At 71.0% G+C, this 17,909-nt stretch carries 14 protein-coding genes; 12 read left to right on the top strand and 2 right to left on the bottom strand.

Annotated elements, in window-relative coordinates:
• Position 1: 1 nt before the first annotated feature.
• The 4 genes from ABZX11_RS00135 (at position 2) to ABZX11_RS00120 (ending at position 5,366) form a co-directional block, all read left to right on the top strand.
• Positions 2-970 carry a lysylphosphatidylglycerol synthase transmembrane domain-containing protein gene (locus tag ABZX11_RS00135; protein WP_176173663.1) on the top strand — a complete coding sequence of 323 codons (969 nt, stop codon included), beginning with the start codon at positions 2-4 and terminating at the stop codon, positions 968-970.
• 515 nt (positions 971-1,485) lie between these two features.
• Entirely contained in the window at positions 1,486-3,198 is a 1,713-nt protein-coding gene (locus tag ABZX11_RS00130; protein WP_354908428.1) for a hypothetical protein, read from the top strand.
• On the top strand, positions 3,195-4,628 hold the full coding sequence (locus ABZX11_RS00125; RefSeq protein WP_354908426.1) for a hypothetical protein: 1,434 nt from the start codon (positions 3,195-3,197) through the stop codon (positions 4,626-4,628). The genes ABZX11_RS00130 and ABZX11_RS00125 overlap by 4 nt, the downstream gene beginning before the upstream one ends.
• A 9-nt stretch (positions 4,629-4,637) precedes the next feature.
• Positions 4,638-5,366: a lysophospholipid acyltransferase family protein gene (locus ABZX11_RS00120; protein ID WP_176173660.1), complete on the top strand. Its 729-nt coding sequence runs from the start codon at positions 4,638-4,640 to the stop codon at positions 5,364-5,366.
• Positions 5,367-5,421: 55 nt separating this feature from the next.
• On the opposite strand, the gene ABZX11_RS00115 is transcribed toward ABZX11_RS00120, so the two are convergent.
• A complete protein-coding gene (locus ABZX11_RS00115; protein ID WP_176178011.1) occupies positions 5,422-6,219 on the bottom strand; it encodes an HAD family hydrolase in 798 nt (265 codons plus the stop codon).
• A gap of 96 nt (positions 6,220-6,315) precedes the next feature.
• On the opposite strand from ABZX11_RS00115, the gene ABZX11_RS00110 reads away from it, so the two are divergent.
• Positions 6,316-7,197: an LLM class flavin-dependent oxidoreductase gene (locus ABZX11_RS00110; protein ID WP_176173659.1), complete on the top strand. Its 882-nt coding sequence runs from the start codon at positions 6,316-6,318 to the stop codon at positions 7,195-7,197.
• 128 nt (positions 7,198-7,325) lie between these two features.
• Here ABZX11_RS00110 and ABZX11_RS00105 read toward each other — a convergent pair whose 3' ends face one another.
• Positions 7,326-9,329, bottom strand: a complete 2,004-nt coding sequence (locus ABZX11_RS00105) for a DUF6541 family protein (protein WP_354908422.1) — start codon at positions 9,327-9,329, stop codon at positions 7,326-7,328.
• Positions 9,330-9,408: 79 nt separating this feature from the next.
• On the opposite strand from ABZX11_RS00105, the gene glf reads away from it, so the two are divergent.
• From glf to ABZX11_RS00070, 7 genes are all read left to right on the top strand, one after another.
• Positions 9,409-10,632, top strand: coding sequence for a UDP-galactopyranose mutase (glf, locus tag ABZX11_RS00100; RefSeq protein WP_354908420.1), 1,224 nt, complete (start codon positions 9,409-9,411; stop codon positions 10,630-10,632).
• Positions 10,625-11,143 carry a phosphatase PAP2 family protein gene (locus tag ABZX11_RS00095; RefSeq protein ID WP_354908418.1) on the top strand — a complete coding sequence of 173 codons (519 nt, stop codon included), beginning with the start codon at positions 10,625-10,627 and terminating at the stop codon, positions 11,141-11,143. The genes glf and ABZX11_RS00095 overlap by 8 nt, the downstream gene beginning before the upstream one ends.
• On the top strand, positions 11,140-12,108 hold the full coding sequence (locus tag ABZX11_RS00090; protein WP_176173656.1) for a decaprenyl-phosphate phosphoribosyltransferase: 969 nt from the start codon (positions 11,140-11,142) through the stop codon (positions 12,106-12,108). The genes ABZX11_RS00095 and ABZX11_RS00090 overlap by 4 nt, the downstream gene beginning before the upstream one ends.
• A gap of 730 nt (positions 12,109-12,838) precedes the next feature.
• Positions 12,839-13,015: a hypothetical protein gene (locus ABZX11_RS00085; protein WP_354908416.1), complete on the top strand. Its 177-nt coding sequence runs from the start codon at positions 12,839-12,841 to the stop codon at positions 13,013-13,015.
• Positions 13,016-13,090: 75 nt separating this feature from the next.
• The gene (locus ABZX11_RS00080; RefSeq protein WP_354908413.1) at positions 13,091-14,608 is read left to right on the top strand and encodes a hypothetical protein; all 1,518 of its coding nucleotides are present in this window, start codon (positions 13,091-13,093) and stop codon (positions 14,606-14,608) included.
• A gap of 138 nt (positions 14,609-14,746) precedes the next feature.
• The gene (locus ABZX11_RS00075) at positions 14,747-15,232 is read left to right on the top strand and encodes a hypothetical protein (protein ID WP_354908411.1); all 486 of its coding nucleotides are present in this window, start codon (positions 14,747-14,749) and stop codon (positions 15,230-15,232) included.
• On the top strand, positions 15,229-17,880 hold the full coding sequence (locus ABZX11_RS00070; protein WP_354908407.1) for a hypothetical protein: 2,652 nt from the start codon (positions 15,229-15,231) through the stop codon (positions 17,878-17,880). Before ABZX11_RS00075 ends, ABZX11_RS00070 begins: the two co-directional genes overlap by 4 nt.
• Positions 17,881-17,909: the final 29 nt, after the last annotated feature.

The following is a 17,909-nucleotide window of genomic DNA, read 5'->3' as shown; positions in this document are numbered from 1 at the left end:
GATGACGACAGTTGAGGACCTGCCGGCTGCCGGAAAGCAGCCGAAGTCCACCCGGGCGAAGATCCTCGACGTCGTCCGGTGGGTGGCGATCCTGCTGGTCATCGGCTTCGCGGCCAAGCAGCTGGCGGCCAACTGGGGCGAGTTCTGGCACACCCTGCGTGACGTCGCCTGGGAGTCGTCCCTGCTGAGCCTGGTCGCCCTGGTCGCGGCGATCCTGGTCTCGACCTGGGGCTGGCAGGTGATGGTCGACGACCTGGGCGCGCCGATCGGCTACGCCCGCGGCGCGCAGATCTGCCTGGTCGGCTCGCTCGGCAAGTACGTGCCGGGCTCGGTCTGGGCCTACCTGCTGCAGATGGAGCTGGGCCGCAAGGCGGGCCTGGCCCGCGCCCGCATCTTCACCGGCTCCCTGATCCAGCTCGGCGTCGGCGTGGTGTCGGCGCTGGTGGTGTCGCTGCTGGCGGCGCCGGCGGTGTTCAGCAACAGCCCGAGAGCGCTGTGGCTGTTCGTGCTGATCCCGCTCGGCCTGGCGATGCTGCACCCGAAGATCCTCACCTGGGGCACGTCACTGGTGCTGCGGATCCTCCGCCGCCCGCCGCTGGCGCACCCGCTGGGCTGGGCGGTCATCGGCAAGGTCTTCGGGGCCTCGACGGCCGCGTGGTGCCTGCAGGGTGTCCACCTGTGGCTCCTGGCCAACTCGGTGGGCACCCCCGGTATCGGCGGCTTCGTGCTCTGCGTGGGCGCGATGGCCGTGGCGATGACGGTGGGCACGTTCGCGTTCATCCTCCCGAGCGGTGTCGGCGTTCGCGAGGTGGCCCAGGTCGCGGTCCTGACGGCCAGCGGCCTGACGGTCGGCCAGGCCACGGCGTTCGCGGTGGCCTCCCGGGTGATGTTCACGGTGGCCGACCTCCTGACGGCCGGCATCGCGGCGGTCGCGGCCCGCTCGGCCCGCCCGGCGGCCACCCCCGCCTGACCGGGGGTTGTCCCCAGGCTGTCCACAGGTTTGCCCACCTGTGGACAACTCGGAGGCGGCCGGTAGAACGGTTCGCCCGTCAATCCGGTCAGCCCCGGCTGATAAGGCGGGGCCGGGCCGGCGGACGGCTTTCCCGAAATGACCCAATGGATGGCCAACCCGGCGCACCCGCCGGATCCGTCGAACAGTTTCGAAAGCGATTCGCCGTCACCGCCGCGTCGGACGGTGGGGAAGTTCGCCGAAATGCCCGGCGACCGTTCGAATTCCCGTCGAAGCAGCCAAGCCACGCCTGCCGATACTCCGATCGGCGATTTCCCAAGACGTCAGTTCCGCCGGCCGAACCGACACCCGATCGGGTTATTCTGGGTAGTGGAATTCCCTGATTGACTGTCGCCGGCGAAGTGATCCACCCCCATTCGGACCGGTGATCGGTCCACCGGAAACGCTTCGCCGCCGATGATCGATAACCTGGGTGGGGGCCCGGGCGGGTGCGGTGCCGAGGCGGAGGGGGCCGGGTGGTCTACGCGGTCGTGGTGGCGTGGCTGGTCGTCGCCGCGACCGTGGTGCTGACCTGGCACCGCCTCGACGTCGACCGCGGCTGGCGGGCCTGCGTCCTCACCCTCACCCTCGGGCTGTCGCTGCTGCACCAGCTGCTGTTCGCGACCGTCACCGAGGACGCCCTCGTCACCTTCCGCTACGCGCAGAACATCGCCGACGGCAACGGCCCGGTCTTCAACCCCGGCGAACGCGTCGAGGGGTACACGAACTTCTTCTGGGTGGTGCTGGTCGCCCTGCCGCGCGCCGCGTTCGGCGCCGACATCCGCACCACGGCGGTCGTCTCGGGGGTCCTCGCCGCGCTCGGCTGCGTGCTCGTGTCCTGCTTCCTGGCCAACCGGATCGTCGCCGCGGCCGCGCCGGAGGGCGCCCTGCCGCGGCCCGCGATCGGGGTGGCCGCCGCGGTGCTCACCGCGAGCGCCGGCGGCCTCGCCGTCTACGGCGCTTCGGGCTCCGAAGTCCCGCTGTTCGTGCTGATCGTCCTCGCCGTCGGGTACGCGCTGGCCGCGCGCCGCCCGGTGGTCGCCGGGGTGCTCGTCGCCTTCGCCGTGATGACCAGCCCGGAAGGCCTGGTGGTCGCCGCCCTGGCCGGGCTGTGGCTGGCCGGCGCCGCGCTCCGGGCGAAGCACAGCTGGTGGGCGCCGGTGGGGTACGCGCTGGGCGCGCTGGTCTTCCTGATCCCGCGCCTGGCCTGGCGAGCGACGTTCTACCAGCACTTCGTCCCGGCCCCGCTGGCCGCGAAGCTCGGCGGGCCGCTGAACGACCGCCTCGCCACCGGCTGGCCGTACCTGTCCGGGTTCGCACTGGCGCACCAGGGTTTCCTGCTGCTGGGGCTGGTCGCCGCGGTCGCGCTCGTGCTGCGCCGCTCCGACACCGGGACACGGGCGGCGGAGTCCGAGGCGCACCGCGAAGCCCAGGTCGTGAAAGCGGTCGAGGCCAGGGCGCTGATCTGGCTGCTGTTCGCGATGGCGGCCGGGCTGTCCGCGGCCGCGGTGCTGATCGGCGGCGACCCCGGCCCGTCGTGGCGGCTGCTGGCCCCGGTGCCGCCGCTGCTGGCCGTCGCCGCCGCGGGGACGTACGGCGTGCTGGCCGCGGAAGTCGCCGGGAAGCCGTCGCCGCGGCCGAAGCCGTGGCCGGTCGGGACGCGGCTGGTGCCGGTGACCGCGGGCGGGCTGGCCGGCATCGCGGTGCTCGTCTCGGTGTTCAGCCCCGAGATGCTCGACCGCGTCCGCAACTGGCACGCGCACGGCGTCGAGCTCGCCGAGATCGGCGGCTGGCTCGGCGACTACCTGCCGCCGGGATCGGTGGTCAGCGCGGCCGCGCCCGGCGCGCTCGCCGCCCACGGCGGGCAGTTGCTCATCATCGACGTCCTCGGCCGCACGGACGACCACATCGCCCGCGAAGGACGCCACGACGGCGGCGTCGCGACCGACTACGACTACGTCGTCAACGGCCGCCGCCCGACGGTCGCCCTGCCGGCCGACGGCGGGTACGCCGACCGCCAGCACTGCGCGATCGACCCGGTGTACGCGGGCAAGTACCAGGTGGCGACCTTCCGCCGCGTCGGCACGCCGTACTGGGTCTCGGTGTACCCGCGGGCCGAGCAGGCGAAGTCGCTGGTCGCCGACCTCGACCAGGGCCCGGACTTCCGCTACGTACCCTGTCCTTCGTGAAGCTCGAGGCCCCGGACCGGCAGCTGGGCGCCGAGGCGCGGCTCGGGCTCGGGGTGTTCGGCACGGCGCTGGCCCTGTTGGTGGTGCGGTTCCTGGTGCCGCGGCCGATCGCGATGTCCAACAACGGCGACGGCGGCCGCGTGCTGTGCGGGGCCGGGATCACCTGGAAGGGCCTGCCCGAGCCGTTCGTCCACCTCGCCTACCCGCCGACGCCGGAGACGTGCCGCCCGACGTACCTGCTGACCCAGAGCTGGCTCGCCGACCTGGCCGTCCGGATCGGACGGCTGATCGGCCTCCACGGCACCCTGAGCCTGGTCATCCTGGGCCTGCTGAGCAGCGTGATCGCCGCGGCGGCCGTGACGGCGATCGTGCTCGGCCTGCCGCACCCGCGCCGGGCCCGGCTGTTCGTGGCGGCGGCGTTGCTGCTGGTGGTCGCGGACTCGGCGGTCTTCGGCTACTTCGCCGCGATCCTCGGCGAAGGCGCGGCCTTCCTCGGCCTGCTGCTCGCCGTCGGCGGCCTGCTCCTGACCGCCCGCGAAGGCCGGTGGAGCTACGCGGGGATGGCGGTGACGTTCGCCGGCGGCGTCCTGGCGGTCAACGCCAAGGTCCAGACGCTGACCATCCTGCCGATCCTCGCGCTGGCGATCCTGTTCACCCGGCCGGGCCCGCTGCGCGGGGCCAAGCGGTGGGCGTCCGCGGTGCTGGTGATCGGCGCGATCGGCGCCGTCACGCTCTACGCGCAGCAGAGCGTCGAGCCCGCGCGAGCGCCCGACGGGACGTACAGCGACTTCCCGGGCGACGACTCCCGCGAGATCAACGTCTTCAACTCGATCTTCCTCAACATCGTCGACGGGCGCCACGACACCCAGGCCGACCTGGCCGAGCTCGGGCTGCCGCCGTCGTTCGCCCAGTACGCGGGCAACGGCTGGTGGCACCCGCACCCGGCGCGCATCGACCCGCTGTACCCGCGCTACCGCGACCGGATGAGCCGCGGGAACGTCGTCGCGTACTTCGCGCACCACCCCGCCCGGACCCTCGAAGTGCTCGATCGCGCCGCCACCGACCAGCTCACCGCGCGGCCGGACTACCTCGGCAGCTTCGACCAGGAAGCCGGCTTCCCGCCGCACGCGCAGGAGTACCGGGTGCCGGTGGTGTCCTGGCTGACCGGCCTGCTCGCCCCGCTGGGGCTGTTCGCACTGGTGCCGATTTGGCTGTTCGTACTGGTCAGGGCCTGGTTGCGGCGTCGGACCGCCCTCGGCGTGGTGGTCGCCTTCCTGTTCGCCGTCTCGGTGACGCAGTTCGGGACGGCGGCGCTGGGGGACGGCATCGAGGGGATCAAGCACCAGTCCGTCGCGTTGTTCGCGCTCCTGGTCGCCGTCACATTGTGTTCTTGCCCGCTGAACAGCGGTCAAGAACCTACGGTCCCGTAACCTTGCCGGATGGCTGACCTGGTTTACCCGCCCGTGATCGCGGCGGCCCGGACGATGTTCCGGGTACTCGACAACCGCATCCGGATCGAGGGCGCGGAGCACATCCCGCGCCGCGGCGGCGCGGTCATCGCGTGCAACCACGTGAGCTACCTCGACTTCATCTTCTGCGGCCTCGGCGCGCGCCCGGCCAAGCGGCTGACGCGGTTCATGGCGAAGAAGGAGATCTTCGACAACAAGATCGCCGGGCCGCTGATGCGCGGCATGCACCACATCTCCGTCGACCGGTCGGCCGGGCTGGCCTCTTACCGCGAAGCGCTCGCCAAACTGCAGGCCGGCGAGGTCGTCGGCGTTTTCCCCGAGGCCACCATCAGCCAGTCGTTCACCGTCAAGGAGATCAAGTCGGGGGCCGTCCGGATGGCCGCGGCCGCCGACGTCCCGGTCGTGCCGATGGCGCTGTGGGGCACCCAGCGCCTCTGGACGAAGGGACGGCCGAAGGACCTCACCCGACGGCACGTGCCCATCTCGATCCTCATCGGCGAGCCGATGCACCCGGCGAAGGGTGACGACTGGGACGTCGTCACGAAGGAGCTGCGCTCCCGGATGAGCGCGCTGCTCGACCGCGCCCAGGCCGAGTACCCCGACCAGCCCGCCTCCGACGAGGAACGCTGGTGGCTGCCGGCCCACCTGGGCGGCACCGCACCGACCCCGGAGGAAGCCGCGGAACTCGACCGGCGGTGACACCCGGGGCTTCGCCCCGGGCCGGGGGCTCCGCCACCCGGACCCCGTAAGACGGCTAGAACCAGCGCTCCAGGACCTGCGCCACGCCGTCCTCACCGGCCGGGCCGGTGATCTCGTCGGCGACGGACCGCGCCTGTGGGTGCCCGTTCTCCATCGCGACGCCGTGGCCCGCCCAGCGGAGCATCTCGACGTCGTTGGGCATGTCGCCGAAGGCGATCACCCGCTCGGGCCCGACGCCGAGCCGCTCGGCGACGTCGGCGAGCCCGGTCGCCTTGGTGATGCCGTGCGCGGACAGCTCGACCAGGCCACCCGACGACGAGTACGTGACGTCGACGTCCCGGTCGAACAGCGCGGTCACCCCGTCCGCCATCTCCTCCGACGACATCCCGCGGTGGCTGACCAGCAGCTTGATCGCCGGGTGCCCGAGCACCTCGGCGCGCGGGGCGGTGCGGCCTTCGCCGTCACCCCACGGGTTGTGGTAGTCCGGCTCGATCACGAAGTTGCGCATCTCGTGGTCGGCGCCGGTGCTCACCCGCTCGGCGGCGAGCCGGCAGCCGGGCAGGGCCTTGTCCAGCGCGTGCGCGATGTCGTGGAGCAGTTCGGGCCGCAGCAGGCCGTGCACCGCGACGACCTCCTCGCGGCCGCAGTCGTACAGGACGGCGCCGTTCGCGCACACCGCGTACCCGGTCAGCCCGAGTGGCCCGGCCACGGGCGCGATCCAGCGCGGCGGACGGCCGGTGGCCAGCACGAACGGCACACCCGCCTCGATCGCCCGGCGGACGGCCGCGATCGTGCGGCCGGTGAGGGATTCGGAGGGGCCGAGCAGGGTGCCGTCGACGTCGGACGCGATCAACTGGGGTCTCTCCACCCGACCATTGTCCCTGACACGTTCGGGTGGGACCGTCCCCGTCCGTGCGACCTCCGGCGGTTACCGATAGCGTCCGGATCTGTGCGAGTTGGCATCGTGATTCTCCCTGAAGATCGTTGGTGGGCCGCCGAGCCGAAGTGGCGCGCCGCCGAGGAGTACGGCTTCGACCACGCTTGGACCTACGACCACCTGGGCTGGAAGAACCTGGTCGACGGCCCGTGGTTCTCCGCGATCCCGACCCTGACCGCGGCGGCGATGGTCACCTCCCGCATCCGGCTGGGCACGTTCGTGGCGTCGCCGGTCGCCCGGCACCCCGTGCCCTTCATGCGCGAGCTGAACACCCTCGACGACGTCTCGGACGGCCGGTTCGTCCTCGGCGTCGGCGCGGGCGTCGACCACCACCACTACGACGGCGCGGTGCTCGGCGCCCCGGAGCTGACGGCCAAGCAGCGCGTCGACCGCTTCACCGAGTTCGTCGAGGCCCTCGACGGGCTGCTGATGACCGACAAGTTCGGCTTCGACGGCGAGTACTACCGGGCCCGCGAGGCCCGCAACCTGCCCGGCCCGGTCCAGCGGCCGCGGCTGCCGTTCGTCGTCGCGGCGAACGGCCCGCGCACGATGACCCTCGCCGCGCGGTTCGGCGCGGGCTGGGTCACGACCGGCAAGGGCGGCGACACCGCCGACGAGTGGTGGGCCGGCATCAAGCAGCTCACCGAGATCTTCGACCGGCGGCTGGACGAGGCGGGCCGCGACCGCGCGAGCATCCAGCGGCACCTCAGCCTGGACTCGTCACCGGTGTTTTCGCTGACCAGCGTGGAGGCGTTCCGCGACGCCGTCGGCCGGGCGCGGGAGCTGGGCTTCACCGACGTCATCTCGCACTGGCCGCGGTCGTCGTCGCCCTACGAAGGCCGGGAAGCCGTCCTGGAGCAGGTCGCGGCCGACGTCCTGCCGGAGCTGCACTAGTCCGAACGAGTGACATCGGGGTGATCGGGAAACCGATTGCCGCCCCTCGGGCGTCGGTACTTGCAGACCACCCCGGGGGTGCGGGGGCCCTCGTGGCCGCGGTGGGGCGCCGCGGCCACGAGGGCGTTCTACTTGACGATCCGGTAGATGACGGCGCCCGGGTTCCGGTAGACGACCTGCAGGAAGTCGTGCCCGTCCAGGTGCTGCAGGCCCCACGCGATGGGTGTGTCCCGGCGGATGGTGCCGCTGCCCACCAGCACGTAGTGGATGTTCAGCCGCCGCACGGCCGCGCGCACCTCGGGATCGCTGTCGTAGTCCACGAAGTGCTTGGCCAGGTAGAGCGCGTCCGGGGGAGCGACGCCGGCGTCGTAGTGGCCGGCCACCGGGTGCACGCCGGTCAGTGCGTACATCCAGGCCGTGCCGTCGAGCCGGTCGTTGAGCACCTTCTGGTCGGCCGGGATACCGAGCGCGCCGAGGTGGTCCATCGCGTCGATCTCGTCCTGGCTGACCGGCGGGACCACCTCGCCGGGCAGGCCGTTGTAGTACAGCAGCGACACCGTCTTGGCGTTGGCCGCGCGGTAGAACCCGCCGGTCAGCACGCCCATCGCGACCACCAGCAGCACCGCCGTCGCCAGCCCGACCCGGCCGGTCAGCCACGGCCGCGCGCGCACCCACGCGCGCCCGCTCGCCAGCTTCGCCAGCCACCGCTGGGCCTCGCTCATGCCGTGCGCGGCGAGCAGGCACAGCGGGATCGACGCCAGCGCCATCAGCCGGAACCGGTCGTTCCACCAGGGCCGCGAGAGGCTGATCACCCAGTGTTCGCCGCCGAAGCACGCCACGAGCACGAACAGCGCGGACAGCCCGAGCGCCGAGAGCACCAGCCAGCGCATCCGCCGCAGCGCGGTGAGGGTGAGCACGCCGATCGCCAGGAACACCGTCAGCCAGATCTGCGGCACCGGCAGCACCTGCTTGAACGTCGCCAGCATGGCCAGTGCCTTCCACACCGGCATGTGCGAGCCCCAGGCGTAGTACGGGTACGAGCCGGACGTGAAGCCGATCGCGCCGAGGATCATCGGCGCGGACAGCAGCCCGGCGAAGACCATGACCGGCAGCATCCGCAGGACGTCGCCGCCGACGACCCGCCAGGCCCGCGTGCCCTCTCCGGCGCCGTCGACGCGGCGGCCGCGCACGGCCCGGTACCAGCGCTGCACCACCAACGGGAAAGCGAACAGCAGCGCCCCGAACAGCGCGCTCGAGTGGGCGGCGAGCAGGCCGGTCGCGCTCAGCGCGAGCACCGCGCCGGTGTCGACGCCCGGCCGCGCGAGGAACCGCTGCAGCGCGACCACCGCCAGCGGCGTCAGGACGATGCCGAGCGCGAACGGCAGCAGGCCGCTCGACACCGACTCGTACGCCCCGGTCGTCGCCCCGCCGGCGACGAGCGCGGCACTGCCCGCGAACACCGCGCGGCCGCCGAGCTGGCGGACCAGTGCGGCCATGGCGAGGGCGAACAGCCCGGCGATGGGCATCGTGACCGCGTTGAGCGTGACCGGGATCGACGTCCCGGACAGCTGGTAGACCAGGGCACCGACCAGGTGGTAGGCGTTGGGGTAGAAGGAGCCGTCCGGGTACCAGTTGATGGTGCCCATGCCGGTCAGCGAGCCGTCGCCGGTCTCGGCGATGTAGCGGATGCCGTTCGCGTGGAACACGGTGTCCCAGCGCTGGAACACCGCGGTCGTCCCGCCGCGGCCGGAGACGACCACGACGATCGACACCGCGACGGCGGTGGTGACGCAGGCCGCGACGGCCAGGTGCGCCCGCCGCGTCCACGGCGGTCCTCCGGCGTCCGGCGTGAGCCGGCCGCGGGCGGTGGCCAGGCGGCGCAGGCCGTGGAGCACGGCGGCGAACAGCAGGGTGACCGCGGCCACGCTGAGCGGGCCGTACGGGACGTGCGCGATGGCGAGCCAGGGCCCGGCGAGACCGGTGATGGCGTAGCTGAGCAGCGGCGCGAGGCCGGCCAGGGCCCAGCCGCGCAGGCCGGCGGCCCACCCGACGACCCCGCCGGGGACCGCCAGCACGGCCAGGTAGGTGGCCACCGCGCCGAAGTAGCTCCAGAAGTCCTCGGGTGCAGGCACTGCTTTCCAGGTGTGTCGTAGGCCGAAATGTGATAGGTGGGTGCGGGGCGGGTCAGCGACCCCCGTACCCTCGACGCCCGTGAGCGCGCACACGAACCCCGCCAAGATTACTGAAGACGATTTCGCAGGTTACGACCTCGTCGTCGTCGGGTCCGGCTTCTTCGGCCTGACGGTCGCCGAACGGGCCGCGGCCGAGCTGGGCAAGAAGGTCCTCGTCCTCGAGCGACGCAGCCACATCGGCGGCAACGCGTACTCGGAGCCCGACCCGGAGACCGGGATCGAGGTGCACAAGTACGGGGCGCACCTGTTCCACACCTCGAACAAGCGCGTCTGGGAGTACGTCAACCGGTTCACCGAGTTCACCAACTACCAGCACCGCGTCTTCGCGCGGGTCAAGGACCAGGTCTACTCGTTCCCGATGAACCTGGCCCTGATCAACCAGTTCTTCGGCAAGTCGCACACCCCGGACGAAGCGCGCGAGCTGATCGCGAAGCAGTCCTCGGAGTTCGAGACGGCCAACGCGCAGAACCTCGAGGAGAAGGCGATCTCGCTGATCGGCCGTCCCCTCTACGAGGCGTTCATCAAGGGCTACACCGCGAAGCAGTGGGAGAACGACCCCAAGAACCTGGGCGAGAACATCATCACGCGCCTCCCGGTCCGCTACAACTTCGACAACCGGTACTTCAACGACACCTACGAGGGCCTGCCCGTCAACGGGTACACCGCGTGGCTCGAGAAGATGGCCGAGCACGAGAACATCGAGATCCGGCTGAACGTCGACTACTTCGACGTCCGCGAGCACATCCCCGCGGGCACGCCGACCGTCTACACCGGGCCGCTGGACCGCTACTTCGGCTACTCGGCGGGCCGGTTCACCTGGCGCACCGTCGACTTCGAGTCCGAGGTGGCCGAGACCGGCGACTTCCAGGGCACCTCGGTCGTCAACTACAACGACCAGGAAGTCCCCTACACCCGGATCATCGAGTTCCGGCACTTCCACCCGGAGCGGGACTACCCCAAGGACAAGACGGTCATCTTCCGCGAGTACTCGCGCTTCGCGGGCGAGGAGGACGAGCCGTACTACCCGATCAACACGCCGGACAACCGCGAGAAGCTCGAGGCCTACCGCGAGCTCGCCAAGACCGAGGCGCGCGAGAAGAACGTGCTCTTCGGCGGCCGGCTGGGCACCTACAAGTACCTCGACATGCACATGGCGATCGGTTCGGCGCTGTCGGCGTTCGACAACAAGATCGCCCCGCACCTGACCGACGGTGCGCCGCTCGACGGGTCCCTCGATGCTTGAGAAGGGGCAGCCCGCCGGCGAGGTGGCAGTCCTGTCGAAGGCGCAGGGCTTTCTGAAGAGTGAAGCTTCGGTGAAGGCTGCGCGCGGCCTTTCGCACTTCGGCGAGCACAGCGCCGGGTGGTTTGCCATCGGCCTGGTCGGCGCCGCGCTCGACAAGGAGCGGCGCAAGGACTGGCTGGTCGCGTCGGTGGGTGTGGTCGGCGCGCACGCCGCCTCGATCGCGGTGAAACGCGTGGTCAGGCGGCCGCGGCCGGACCACCCGAGCGTCGAGGTCCTGGTCGGCACACCGAGCAAGCTGAGCTTCCCGTCGTCGCACGCGACGTCCACCACGGCGGCGGCGGTGCTCTACTCCGGATTGACCGGGCGTAACCTGGTGCCCGCCCTGGTACCGCCGATGCTGGCCTCGAGGCTCGTGCTCGGCGTTCACTATCCGACAGACGTCCTGGCCGGTGCAGCTCTCGGGGGGCTCGTCGGTGGTCTGATACGACGGAAGCTGAAGAAGAGCCGATGAGCGAAACGACCGAGCAGCGCAGCAGCGACGAACCTGCCGTGACTCCCGAGGCCGGCGCCGCCGTCGAGACGACGGCGTCGCGGGGGCCGTTCGGCCTGGTCGGCGGCGTCATCAAGACGGCGCGGCCACGGCAGTGGGTGAAGAACGTCCTGGTCTTCGCGGCCCCGTTCTTCGCGTTCTCGAAGTCGACCGACCGCACCGGTCTCCTGATCGACGCGATCATCGCCTTCGTGGCGTTCTCGCTGGTGGCGAGCTCGGTCTACCTCATCAACGACGCCATCGACGTCGAGGCCGACCGCGCCCACCCGACCAAGCGCAACCGCCCGATCGCGGCCGGGATCGTCCCGGTCCCGGTCGCGTACGGGGCCGCGGTCGTGTTCTTCCTGGCCGGCCTCGCCGTGTCGTTCGCGGCGAGCTGGCAGCTGGCGGTCGTGCTGGGCGTCTACGAGGCGGTCCAGCTCGGCTACTGCTTCGGCCTGAAGCACCAGCCGGTGGTCGACCTGGCCATCGTCGGCTCGGGCTTCCTGATGCGCTCCATCGCCGGCGGCGTGGCGGGCGGCATCGCGCTGTCCCAGTGGTTCCTGCTGGTCACGGCGTTCGGCTCGCTGTTCATGGTGGCGGGCAAGCGCTACGCGGAGATCATGCTGTTCGAGCGCACCGGCGCGAAGATCCGCTCGTCGCTGAAGAAGTATTCGGCGAGCTACCTGCGGTTCGTCTGGGCGACGTCGGCGGCGATCCTGATCATGTCGTACTGCCTGTGGGCGTTCGAGATCCGCCAGACCGAGCACAACTCGGTGTGGGCGCTGATCTCGATGGTCCCGTTCCTGGTGGCGGTCCTGCGCTACGCGGTCGACGTCGACGGCGGCATCGCGGGCGAGCCGGAGGAGATCGCGCTCAAGGACCGCATCCTGCAGGTGCTGGGCGCAACCTGGGTGATCACCCTGTTCCTGGCGTTCTACCTGTGAGTTCTCATGGCGGATCGACAGGTTCGCTTCAGCTGACGCACAGCTGACCGGCGCACCCTGAGGTGGTGGGGGCGGGCACTGCGCCCGCCCCCGTGACCACAGGAGCGACGATGAACGACCAGCCGCGCGAGAAGAAGGTTCCGGACGAGCCGACAGTCGAGCACCCGACAGCGGCAGCTGCCGGCCCCCCGCCGGCTCCCGAGCCCGCGGCTACCTCCGCGGCCCCAGCATCCGGAGCGGGGGAAGCCTCTCCTGCCGCGGCCGGGCGCGCGGCGCCAGGTTCCGGCCAGGGAGACGCTGCCACGCAAGCCTCTCCCACGGCCGCATTCGCCTCCGAGCCTGCGGAGGCGGGCCGGCCGCTCCCGCCGCACCCGCTGCGGGAGCGGCCGCCGCGCAGAGCGCGGCCGATTCCGCCGTCCCAGGCCCTGGCTCGGGGGAAGCCGCCGCGCAAGCCGCATTTGCTTCCGAGCCTGCGGAGCCGGGCCGCCCGGCCGCCGCACCCGCGTCGGGAGCGGCCGCCGCGCAGAGCGCGGCCGGTCCCGCGGAAGCCCCAGCCGGCACCACCCCGGCCGACCAGACCGCGGTCCACGGCCAGCAACCCCCACCCGGGCCCCCGCCCGTCCCCGGCCAGCCCTACCCCGCCTGGGGCCCGCCCCCGCGGCAGCCCGGCGGCTTCCGGCGGTTCGTCGGCCACCGGGCCACCCAGCTCGTCGCCGTCGGGGTGCTCGGCATGCTGGTCGGCGCGGGCATCGTCGGCGGGATCGCCGCCGCGAGCCACCACGGCCCGCGCGACGGCCGCCCCGGTGTCCACCGCCAGTACAACGGCCCCGACCAGGGCTTCGACGGCCGCGGTCCCGGCTTCGGAGGCCGTGGCCACGCCGCCTCCGGTGGCGGCGACGGCATCTGATCCACCTCTGTGGCCTCGGCCACGCCTACCCCGCTCAGATCACAGAAGCATCACGAGCGGGGTACGGTGTCATGGATGCGAAGCGCCTCCGCAGAACTCCCCAACGTCGCCCGCGCGCTGCCGGCGGCCATCCCCATCACCCGTTCGTGGGCGCTGCCGGCAGGCGCCGCGGCCGCGTCCGCCGTCGTGTTCGCCCTGGTCAGCAGCCATCTCATCGATGACACGTACATCACGCTGTCCTACGCGAAGAACCTCGCCTTCCACGGCCACTGGGGCCTGATCGAGCAGGGGACGGCGAACACGGCGACGTCCCCGCTGAACGTCCTGGCCCTCGGCGCGGTCACGTTCCTGGTGCGCGACGCCGTGCTCGCCGCCGGCGTCGTGTTCGTCGTCGCGCAGGTGCTGCTCGTGCTGGGCCTGCGCCGGCTGGGCGAGCGCACCGGCCTGCCGACGGCGTTCGCGCCGCTGACGTTCGCGTTGCTGCTGGTCAACCCGCTGCTGCTGTCGTCGATCGGCCTGGAGGTCGCGCTCGGCGCCACCGGCGTCGTGTGGACGCTGGTGTACGCGGGGGAGCGGCACGCGGGACGGCTCGGCGTCGTGATCGGCCTGCTCGCGCTGGTCCGGATCGACCTGGTGCTGATCGCGGCGGTGCTGTTCGCCGCCCGCCGCGAGTTCTGGGTGGGCATCTGGCGGACGGTCTTCGCCGCGCTCGCCGTCACGCTGCCCTGGTTCGCGTTCAGCTGGGTGGCGCTCGGCTCGGCGGTGCCGGACACGCTCGTGATCAAAATCAGCCAGCAGTCGTGGGGCCCGTTCAGCTTCACCAACGGCCCGCTCCTGTACTGGCGCAACTTCCCGGCCGCGGCCACGCTGTCGTTCCTGCCCCTGCTGCTGGCAGCGATGGCCGGAGCGGCGTGGCTGGTCCAGTACCGCCGCGGCTCAGAGACGGCCCGCCGCCTGACACCGTTCGCGGCGCTCGCCATCGCCGGCGCGCTGCACTACCTGGCGTACAGCCAGCTGGGCGTCCCGCCGTACCACTGGTACTACGCGCCGAGCATCATCGGCGCAACGATCTTCCTGGCGGCCTGCGCCTGCGCGGTCCCGGAACCGATGCGGCGGGCAACGTGGACGCTGGCCGGAACGGCGCTCGTCGCGAGCGTCGCGGTGTACCTGCTGCCGGGCCTGCCCCGCCAGTTCGCCCCGATCACGAGCAACCACGCATCGACAACGGAGTACCGCGAGATAGGCCAGGAACTGGCGGCAATCGCCCACGGCCGCAAGGTCGAGACGGCGGGCGAAGTCGGCGCACTGGCGTACGCGTGCGACTGCGAGCTGGTCGACGAGTTCTCAGACCGCGGCGCGGTCGACCCGGCAATCGCCGAGACGAAGCGCCGCAGCGGCGAACTGGGCCGGGCGCTGCTGGAGGCGAATTTCCACAACTTCGACCACAGCGTCGCCCCGACCAGCCCAGACCTGGTCCTGGCGACAACCCGCCGCACCCCACCCCGGACGGCCTTGGCGAGCTGGCACATCGACTCACCGTGGGTGGGCAGCCAGAACTTGTATTTGGTCCCCGCCCACGCCACCGGCGGCTGAGCCGGATCCCACCCCTGCGGCCGTTCAGGCTAAAGGGCTTGCTCCCCCGTGCGGGTGACCGGTAGGACGAGAGCCGTCAACCACGGGGAGGAATGACACATGGCGGACCCGTTGACGCTTTCCGTGCTCGGGGCGACGGTGCTCACCGAAGGCATCAAGTTCGTATACAACCAGGCAACTGAGCTTCTCAAGCGCCGTCGCGAGAAGGCGGCCACGGTTCCGGACACCACGGCTCTGGAGGGGAAGCTGGCTCCGCTGGACCCGGATCCCGTGGTGCTCGATCGGGTCGAGCCGGATCTGCGGGAGCTGCGCAAGGTGCTTCAGGACTACGTCGACGACATCGAACCCATCAGCACCGAGGACGGACGGCTGCTCGAAACCACCGACGCCGTCCGGCGACTGCTCGAAGCTGTCTACCGCCAGCGCATCACCTTCCGCGGAGAACAGCGACCGGCCTCCGGCCCGGTGGTCGAAGGCACTGTCGACGTCGCAGCCGTATCGGGTTACGTTGCCGGCGTCCGTGCGCGGGTCGTCGGCGGGAGCACCCACGTGCGTGGCGCCGTCCGGGCGGACGAGGTCTCCGGGACCGCCGTGGGCGTCGACTTCGACCGGATCGGCGATTGACCGACGAACAGGCCCGGCTCAGCCGGGACGAGTTGCTGTACGAAAAGGTGATCGCCCGCTACCTCGAGCAGGGGTTCGTCGAGCGCTTCTGGTTGGCCGCGAGGATCGAGCGGCACTTCCGTGATCCGGACTGCCGGTTCGTGCTGCTCTCCGGTGGTCCCGGCGCTGGCAAGAGCACGCTGCTGGCGTGGCTCACCCAGCGCCACGCCTTATCACCACGGTACTTCCTGCGGCGGTTGAGCAGCCATCCACTGGCTAGTGGGGACGCGTGGTCGTTGCTGCTGAGCGTCGGGCACCAGCTGGCCCTGCTGCGCCCGGAGCTGATGCGTGTCGACTTGGACGTCCAGGTGACCCAGGCAGTTGGCCGGGTCGCCGAGGCGGGTCGCGTCGTGGGCGCCCGAGTGGGTTTGCTGCACATTTCGCCGTTCCAGCACACGGCCGTACAGGTCGCGCAGCAGGTCGAGATCGCCGAAGGCAGCGTCGTGGGCTTCGAGATCGCGCGGATGGTCGCGGATTCCAGGCTCAACGACGTCGGCAACCTGCAGCACCTCGCACTGATCGAGCCCGCCGTCCGGCTCGCCGCCAGCGACCCCGCGGCCATGGTCGTGCTGTGCATCGACTCCGTAGACGAGCTCCGTCACCAGGGGCAAGACGTGGGGCGGACGGACATTCTCGAATGGCTCGCCGACTGCCCGGAGCTTCCGGCCAACTTGCGGGTGGTGGTGTCCGCGCGGCCGGACACCGAGTTGCTGCGCCGGTTCCGGCTCGCGCAAGCGGAGCGGTTGCGCGAGGAGCGGATCGAACCTTCCGCCGCGGAGGTGCGCGAGGACTTGCTCAAGTACGCACGGACTGTCGTCTCCGAACCGGCCATCGCCAAGCTGCCCGAAGTGCGACGGGTCGGCGTGGAGGCGGTCGCGCGACGCATTGCCGATCACGCCGAAGGCAGCTTTCTCTACCTGACGTTGTGGGCGAGCGGGCTGCGTGACGCGGTGAGCGATGGTGACACCGGAAGAGTGGCGGCGCTCACCCGGTTGTCCGTACTGCCTGCGGGGCTGGACGGCATCTATGAGTACTTCCTCGTGGTGATTCGTGACACTGTCAAACGCCGCGAGGGGAACCAGTGGACCCGTGTGTGGACGCGAGTGCACCGCAAACTGCTGGAGGTCCTCGCCGTCGCCCAAGCCCCGCTGCCGCTGAAGACGCTGCTCCTGCTCGCGGACCTGACCGGTGACCGCGCCCACGCCCGCGAGGCGCTCGATGATCTGGCCCAATTCCTGTCCGGGGAAACCCGGACGGTCCGGCTGCACCACGTCACCATGGCCGAGTTCCTGACCTCGGCAGATGAGGACCGGATCCTGGATGATTGGCATGTGGAAGCCGACGAAAGCCACCTCGCTCTAGCCCAGCGGCTGCTTACCGAACACGGTGACTCCTGGGCCACGTGCGACGACGCGTACGCCTTGAACAACACGGCCTCGCACCTCGTCGCGTCGATCCGGACCGCCGGGTCTGCCCGCACCCGCGTTCAGGCTGAGCAGTTGCTCACCGATCTGCTCGCCGCGCCGGCGTTCGGGATCGCCAAAAGCCACCGGGTCGGTGTGGACGACATGCTGGGCGACTACGTCGCGGCCTACGTGGCCATGTCCGGTTCACCCGAACTGGAAAATGGCCTCACCGCCGTGCTTGCCCGGTTGATCAACGAAGGCCGCACCGATCTCGCGAGCAGCCTGCACGCGATGCTCCAGCACCGACACGACGTGGCCGATCTCAACGCGGCTGTGCTGCGCCGGTTGAGTGATTCGGACTACCTCGAACAAGCCATCCCGAACCCGAGGAACCGCGCGGCCGCGCGGATCGCGTTCTCCCACGGCGAGGCGGGACGGCTTCGCCGGTTGGGTGGCCCGGAAAACCTGGACGCCGCCCACCGGCTGCTGGCACAGGCGATCGCGGAGGTCACCGACGTCGACGACGTCACATCGGCGAGGCAACGGTCTTCCCTTTTCTACGATCTCGCCTACCTGGAGGCCCTGCACGGCCGGCTCGACCAGGCGCTCGCGTGGTTCACGGAATCCGCCGAAGCCGCTGACGAAGCCGGGGATCGGACCAGCGCGTATATCTCCCGGCTGGTCGGCCTGCGCCACGGCTTGCTGGGTGGTGTCGTCGAGGCGGAGGAGTACAAAGCCGCGCACCTGGCCGCGTTGGAGCACTTCGGTGGAGACGAGGCCCAGGGGCCGAGCGCCTCCCGTTGGGTGATGAACACGCATGCCCACCTGGCCGACCTGGGGCTGCTGACCGGCGATCTCGACCTCGTTGTGACCCATTTGCAGGCTCTCGAGGACGACCCGTGGATCCGGCAGAACGCTCGCGCCGACCTCGTGCTCATCTTCCGGGCTCGCGCGGCGTGGGCGGCCGGCCACTGGGCGGTGGCGGCCGAGTTGTTCGCCCAAGCCCTGGCCGACGACCTGACTGACCCGCCTTCGCACCGTGAAGCCCTGTCCCGTGATCTTTACTACTACGGACAGGCGATGGCCGGGCTCGGTGACGTTCGGAAGGCACGGGAGCTGTGGGAACTCGGGCTTCGGTGCCCGGACCACGCCGGGAACTGGCCATGGAAGCCGAAGATCACCGAGGCGTTGAACGCGCTGTGACGTTTGAGTTGAGGGCATCCACCGGCGTG

This window comes from Amycolatopsis sp. NPDC004169 (genome assembly GCF_040610315.1).
GTDB lineage: Bacteria > Actinomycetota > Actinomycetes > Mycobacteriales > Pseudonocardiaceae > Amycolatopsis.
Note: the sequence above shows the minus strand (reverse complement) of the source record. Positions and strands in the feature narration are given on the sequence as shown.

Coding starts and splice junctions, on each gene's coding strand:
- ABZX11_RS00080 (WP_354908413.1), top strand. CDS start 13,091: ATGCGAAGCGCCTCCGCAGAACTCCCCAACGTCGCCCGCGCGCTGCCG.
- ABZX11_RS00095 (WP_354908418.1), top strand. CDS start 10,625: ATGCTTGAGAAGGGGCAGCCCGCCGGCGAGGTGGCAGTCCTGTCGAAG.
- ABZX11_RS00135 (WP_176173663.1), top strand. CDS start 2: ATGACGACAGTTGAGGACCTGCCGGCTGCCGGAAAGCAGCCGAAGTCC.
- ABZX11_RS00090 (WP_176173656.1), top strand. CDS start 11,140: ATGAGCGAAACGACCGAGCAGCGCAGCAGCGACGAACCTGCCGTGACT.
- ABZX11_RS00120 (WP_176173660.1), top strand. CDS start 4,638: ATGGCTGACCTGGTTTACCCGCCCGTGATCGCGGCGGCCCGGACGATG.
- ABZX11_RS00085 (WP_354908416.1), top strand. CDS start 12,839: ATGCTGGTCGGCGCGGGCATCGTCGGCGGGATCGCCGCCGCGAGCCAC.